Annotated in this window: 5 protein-coding genes; 3 read left to right on the top strand and 2 right to left on the bottom strand. The window is 38.5% G+C overall.

Annotation, left to right across the window (positions count from 1 at the left end):
• Positions 1–147: 147 nt before the first annotated feature.
• Both BIV60_RS01235 and BIV60_RS28040 read left to right on the top strand, forming a co-directional pair.
• Positions 148–1,425, top strand: a complete 1,278-nt coding sequence (locus BIV60_RS01235) for an FAD-dependent oxidoreductase (RefSeq protein WP_083402049.1) — start codon at positions 148–150, stop codon at positions 1,423–1,425.
• Between the two features lie 165 nt (positions 1,426–1,590).
• The gene (locus BIV60_RS28040) at positions 1,591–1,686 is read left to right on the top strand and encodes a YjcZ family sporulation protein (RefSeq protein WP_083402048.1); all 96 of its coding nucleotides are present in this window, start codon (positions 1,591–1,593) and stop codon (positions 1,684–1,686) included.
• Positions 1,687–2,149: 463 nt separating this feature from the next.
• Here BIV60_RS28040 and BIV60_RS01230 read toward each other — a convergent pair whose 3' ends face one another.
• Entirely contained in the window at positions 2,150–3,745 is a 1,596-nt protein-coding gene (locus tag BIV60_RS01230) for an acetolactate synthase large subunit (RefSeq protein WP_071353928.1), read from the bottom strand.
• Between the two features lie 128 nt (positions 3,746–3,873).
• Here BIV60_RS01230 and BIV60_RS01225 point away from each other — a divergent pair, with 128 nt between their 5' ends.
• Positions 3,874–4,758: a DUF2935 domain-containing protein gene (locus BIV60_RS01225; protein ID WP_083402047.1), complete on the top strand. Its 885-nt coding sequence runs from the start codon at positions 3,874–3,876 to the stop codon at positions 4,756–4,758.
• A 54-nt stretch (positions 4,759–4,812) separates the two neighbouring features.
• Here BIV60_RS01225 and BIV60_RS01220 read toward each other — a convergent pair whose 3' ends face one another.
• Complete coding sequence (locus tag BIV60_RS01220) at positions 4,813–6,039, bottom strand: amidohydrolase family protein (protein ID WP_371261498.1); 1,227 nt, start codon at positions 6,037–6,039, stop codon at positions 4,813–4,815.
• Positions 6,040–6,049 lie beyond the last annotated feature (10 nt).

Here is a 6,049-nt window from a genome sequence, read left to right as displayed (position 1 = left end):
TAATCTCTGAAAAGAGTCCAACAAGTAGAATTTGACTCTTCTTTTCCACCTCCTAATTATAATAATTATTAAAAAGTATTGACTTTTAATTTATATTAATATTATTATAATAGTAACAAAAAAGGAGATATTTAGGAGGATAATCGGATGGAAGAAAAATTAGAAGTAATTGTATACAGCAGTACTGGCTGCCCTTATTGCGAAAAAGTAAAATCGGCTTTAAAAGACTGGGGAATTGAATACGAAGAAAGAAATGCTTCCATTCATAAAGAGTATTTTGATCAATTAAAAGAACGGAAAATTTACGGTACACCTGCAACCTTTATTAATGGAAAGCTTGTATTGGGCTTTCAAGAGAAAAAGTTTCGCAAGCTTCTTGATATTCCTGAAGACGGTAAGTTTTTTGCAAATAAGGATGAAACGACAGAACAGGTCAAGGGTGATGATGAATCTTCTATTTTTCAGCCTGTTATACCTAAAGTTCTCGATGAAGTTTATGATTTTGTCACGATTGGCGGTGGTCCTGCTGGTGCTTCGGCAGCAGTTTACGCAGCACGTGGAAAACTAAAAACGCTTGTCATTGATAAGGCACCTAAAGCAGGAACATTGGCCATTACCCATAAGATTGCGAACTATCCAGGTGTTCGCGAAGAACTAACAGGTCTTGAGCTTTTAACAAGAATGCAGGCGCAAGCGAAGGATTTTGGAGCAGAATTTGTTCGTTCCACAGTACTTTCTGTAGATTTCACTGGTGAAATCAAAACGATTGAGCTTCCAGAGGGAACAATTAAAGCAAAAAGCGTCTTTATCGCTGTTGGTGCTAAAGCTCCAACAAGTAAGATTAAGGGTGAAGAAGAATATACCGGACGTGGGGTGAGCTATTGCTCCACATGTGATGCTGCTTTCTATCAAGATCAGGTTGTGGCAGTCGTTGGAGATAACGAAGAAGCTATCCATGAGGCTGAAACCCTTGCAAAATATTGTAAAACCGTTAAACTATTGATTCCAATTGAGAATTTAAAAGGAGACGCCGACCTTTCAGAGCTAAAAAACAATCCAAAAGTTGAAATCTATCGCCGTCATCGTTTAAGAGAAATTATTGGAACTGATAGCGTTGAAAAAATTGTTATCCTAAATGATAAAAAAGAAGAGCAAGTTTGGGATGTGGATGGTGTCTTCTTATATCTTGGCGGGATGAAACCCGGAACTGATTTCTTAAAAGGTGCAGTATTGAGAGATGAAGAAGGTTATGTAAGCGTCGATGACCTGCTCCAAACGAGTGCGGAAGGTGTTTTTGCCGGCGGTGATGCGCGAAGAACACCGATTAAACAGGCAGTCATTTCTGCGGCAGACGGTGCGATAGCTGCATTAGGCGCAGAGCAGCACATAAATAAACGGACAAAACTCCGCCCACAATACAGTTAAATCAATCACAAACTGGCTCAGAAAAAATGAGTCAGTTTTTTTATTTCAAATTTAAAGAACAAAAACAGATATTCTTAAACATTTTTCAAGGAAATCAACCTTTGTCCATTACGCAAAAAAAAAACAAGCATAAATTATATCAATAGATGTAGGAGGTGATTTACTATGTCTGACGGACACGTACACACAAGTAGCTTTGCGCTTATTGTTGTTCTATTCATCCTGTTAATCATTGTTGGTGCATCCTTTATGATGTACTAATATGATTAAAGTAAATTCACGGTAAAAAAGAAGGAGTGGTGAACAATTGTTTCACCGCTCCTTCTTTTCGAAGACACTTTTACTTCCATTTCTGTTCATTTTGTCGCCTATCTCCTTTATTGGCGACACTTTTTAGACGAAGCCTCTTTATTTTGTCGCCTATGGTCTTTAATGGCGACACTTTTATTACGAAGACTCTCTATTTTGTCGCCTATCTCCTTTATTGGCGACACTTTTATGACGAAGTCTCTTTATTTTGTCGCCTATGGTCTTTATTGGCGACACTTTTATGACGAAGACTCTCCATTTTGTCGCCTATGCCCTTTATTGGCGACACTTTTATGACGAAGACTCTCCATTTTGTCGCCTATGCCCTTTATTGGCGACACTTTTATAACGAAGACTCTTCTTTTTGTCGCCTATGCCCTTTATTGGCGACACTTTTATGACGAAGACTCTTCATTTAACCTTTTACCTGCATGATTGTATCTATTAAAAAAATTTCATTCGAATCTTTAATTGCCTTTATAAGAACTTCTTCAAATTCATCGATATGATTAGCTCTAATACCTTTTACCCCGAAGCTTTCAGCCAATTCCACAAAATCAGGATTCGAAAACGTTACCCCATAGCTTTCACCAAATGCTTTATTCATTGTCTCCACTTCAAGCTTCAACATCGAATCATTTAATAAAATAATGATAAAATTCAGCCCCAAGCGTTTGGCTGTTTCCAATTCGGCAAAATTCATTAAAGCTCCGCCGTCCCCCGTCAACACAATCACCGTTTTTTCGGGGGCCGCTAGCTTTGCACCAACCGCACCGGGGATGGAGATTCCCATTGAAGCTAAGCCATTGGAAATCACAAGCTGCTTGGCATGTTTTGGTTGAAATGTCCTAGCTGTTGCTACCTTATGAGCCCCCACATCGGAAATGATGACAGTTTGTTCGGTAGAAAGATTCTCTATAACATGCAGAATGTTTTCAATCGTTAAATTTTCAGGATTGTCCATGTTTTTGTTAATAGAGTTGGCGTCTTCTATTCGCTTCTTTAATTCTCCGGATGGTTCCCAAGGCTTAGGAGAAACATCTTTTTCCAGCAATAAACGTAGTGTTTCTTTTAGATTTCCGACCAATTCCCCCTTTACCGGGTAGCCCTCCTCAACATCAGCAGGTAATGGATCAATATGGAGAACTGGTACTTTTTCCCCATTCCATTCATATGGAAATTTTTCATTAAAATCAAAACCAATCACTACAAGCAAATCGGATTCTTCTATCCCCCGGAGGACATAGTCCTTTTCCTTGAAACCAAGGGTATAATAATTTTGCGGATGTTCTTTTGGTAATACCCCTTTTGCCATAAAACTATTTGCAGCGGGACAGCCGAGATGCTCGATAAATGTTTGTATTTCCTTCACTGCATTTTGCCTAATTACTCCGTTTCCCAGAATAATAAATGGCTTTTTACACTGATGAAGCATTTGAACGGCTTTTATAAAGGCTTCCTCTGCCGGCACACTTTTTGGATCAGGGGGAATCGATAAAGGTTTCGTTGTGGCATTGGCTTTAGCGATATTTTCAGGTACTTCCATTACGATAGCACCCGGTTTTTCTAATGATGATAACCGAAATGATTTTCTAATAATCTCTGGAATTGTGTTGGCATCCTTTATTTGTACGCACCATTTTACTACTGGTTCAAACACCTTAACAATATCAATATATTGATGAGCATCTTTATGCTGGACATTAAGACCTTTTTGACCAGTAATCGCGATCACCGGTGAATGATCTAAATTGGCACTGGCAATTCCGGTTAACAGATTCGTTGCACCAGGTCCGAGCGTTGCAAGACACACACCAGGTTTGCCGCTAAGACGACCGTATACATCGGCCATAAAAGCAGCGCCTTGCTCGTGTCGAACGGGTATGTATGTTATTTTTTCTGATTTTGATAAAGAATTGGCCAAATCGATGACCTCACTCCCAATGATTCCAAAGATATATTCCACACCTTCATTTTCTAAGCAATTTACCAACAAATCAGAGGCTTTCATTCTTTCCCTCCATACTATTTTTTCTTACCTTTATTCTTTACCCAAATATATTTTTCAATAAAACATAAAAAGAGATTCATGCTAATACCTTTAGAGTATATGTGTGTTTTTTTAAGGGGGGATTTATGATGGTAAATCATGGATTTATGGAGCAAAACAATCAAATGTTAATTGCCCCGGAAACATTTGCAGCACAACCTGAATCCTTAACTGAACAACTTTTCATTGAGCGTTCGTTAACAGAAAATAAATTTTGGTTGAGAATCATGAAAGAACATTCATATTTTTTAGGGGAAGGCTTCAGCCGCCATGACAAACATCTGATTCAGCAGACGGATCGTTTTTATCATTATTTTGAGGAACAGGAAAAAAGGGCCTACAATACTCCAAATAACGTAACGGCTGTCCGTAAATTAAACGAAGACTCGATTAACCTCGTTTTAGGTTTACGCAATTTCAAAAGAAATCTTCTCATCTTAATCATCAATTGTAAGGTAATGGGATTCAACTTTCCGCTTCTGGTCGACCATATAGCCAGGGAAGCTGAATATTTTATGCGGACGTTAAAAAAATTCAATGAAGGAATTCTAGATCCCATTCAAGATGCGATTATTAAGGAAAATGTGTTTTGGTTACGGATTATGATGGAGCATTCCCGGTTTATTGCTTCACTATTAGATCAATCAGAACGAAATTTAGTAAGAGCGGCATTGAAATTTGGGGATGATTTTGAAGTTCTTCTCAATCAGGCAAGAGATGTTGAATCAATGCTCTATAAGAAACAACCAACCTACCCGATTATCGGAAAGTTGAATAAAGACAGCGAAAACGCTGCACAAGAAATTCGCAATTTTAAGCAGGCAGGATTAGATTTTATTAAAAATTGTCAAATCAGAAATGTCATTGATCCGTTATTGGCTGACCATGTCGTGAGAGAGGCAGACCATTTCCTTCATATGGTGCGTGTATTAGAGGAAAGGTTAAAGGTGAAGCAGCAAGAGCAGCACCAATAATAAAAAAGAAGAGACAAAGTAAAGCGTTGTCTCTTCTTTTCAATTAAAGTAAATTTAAATCTCTCCAAATATTACGTTACCCTTAAAAATTAGAGCTTCACGCTTTGGTCTTCTGGCAACTGTTTCAGCAGAACAAGATGCGTTTACTAAAATTAGGTTTGCCTCGTCCCCCTCAAGCGGCCAAGCAACCTCCCCTTCTTTTGTTAACGGTGTCAGTCCACCTGTTGCCCATTTTAGTGAAGAGGCTAGTGATCTTTCATCACTCTTCCGATAAAGTTCACAAAAATTTGTTACCTTTTCTAATACATCACCTGTTCCAAAAGGTCCCCAGGAGTCATAAAATCCATCACACCCTAAAAATACATTTACTCCTTTTTGATCTAGAATATCTATCGGAGGTATTGTTCTGGTAATTGGGATGGTTGACATAATAGACATTCCTAATTCACTTAATTTATCTGCAATCTCTTCTTGCTGATGGATTGGTACATCTCCTAAGCCAAATGCATGACTGACTGCCACGCGATTATGCCATTTTGAATCCTCAACCAACTCAGCTAATTTGTCAACCGTATAGTAACCAACATGTCCTCCATCATGTAAATGAATATCTACATCAGCATTGAATTCAGTTGCCAAATTCATAACTTCAAATAGAGATTTTTCGATATTTTTGTCAATTCCCGCCGGATCAAGTCCACCGACAAGCTGCGCACCAGATCTCATCGCTTCTTTCATAAGAGGGATCACATTGTCTCGTAACAAACCGTGCTGCGGAAAAGCAACAATCTCATAGGTCAATTTATCCGAGTAGTCCTCTAGTGCTGATTTAATACCTTCCAAGTTTTTCAAACCGATATACGGATCAATATTAACATGCGTACGGATATGTGTTGCCCCATTTGATAAAAGCAGTTCAATCATTTTGCTTGCCCGTTGCTTTGTAGTTGGTGCCAATTCTTCAAGCTCCATTGCTTCCAATCGTAAGCGGTCAGCTAAATTTTTAGACGGTTTACATGCCTTCCAATCAAGAGAAAGGTAGGTTTTGTCTAAATGGTTATGCATTTCTTTGAAGGTTGGAATCGCTAGATACCCTTTTCCATCTATCATTTTTTCTTCTGCTGGTATTTCAAAGCAATGATTCTGCTTTTCTACGATCTTACCATTCTCTATTTTTAAATGGAAAAGCTCTGTTTTTGTTTCATAAGCTCCGTTTTCGCCTTTAACAAATCCGGTTTCAAGCCGGACATTCGTTAGCCAATATGGTACACCCATATTCATTCCCCCCCTG

Origin of the sequence: Bacillus sp. MUM 116, assembly GCF_001866655.1 — a bacterium.
Lineage (GTDB): Bacteria > Bacillota > Bacilli > Bacillales > Cytobacillaceae > Neobacillus.
The sequence above is the reverse complement of the archived record's forward strand: the minus strand, read 5'-3'. Positions and strand labels throughout refer to the sequence as shown.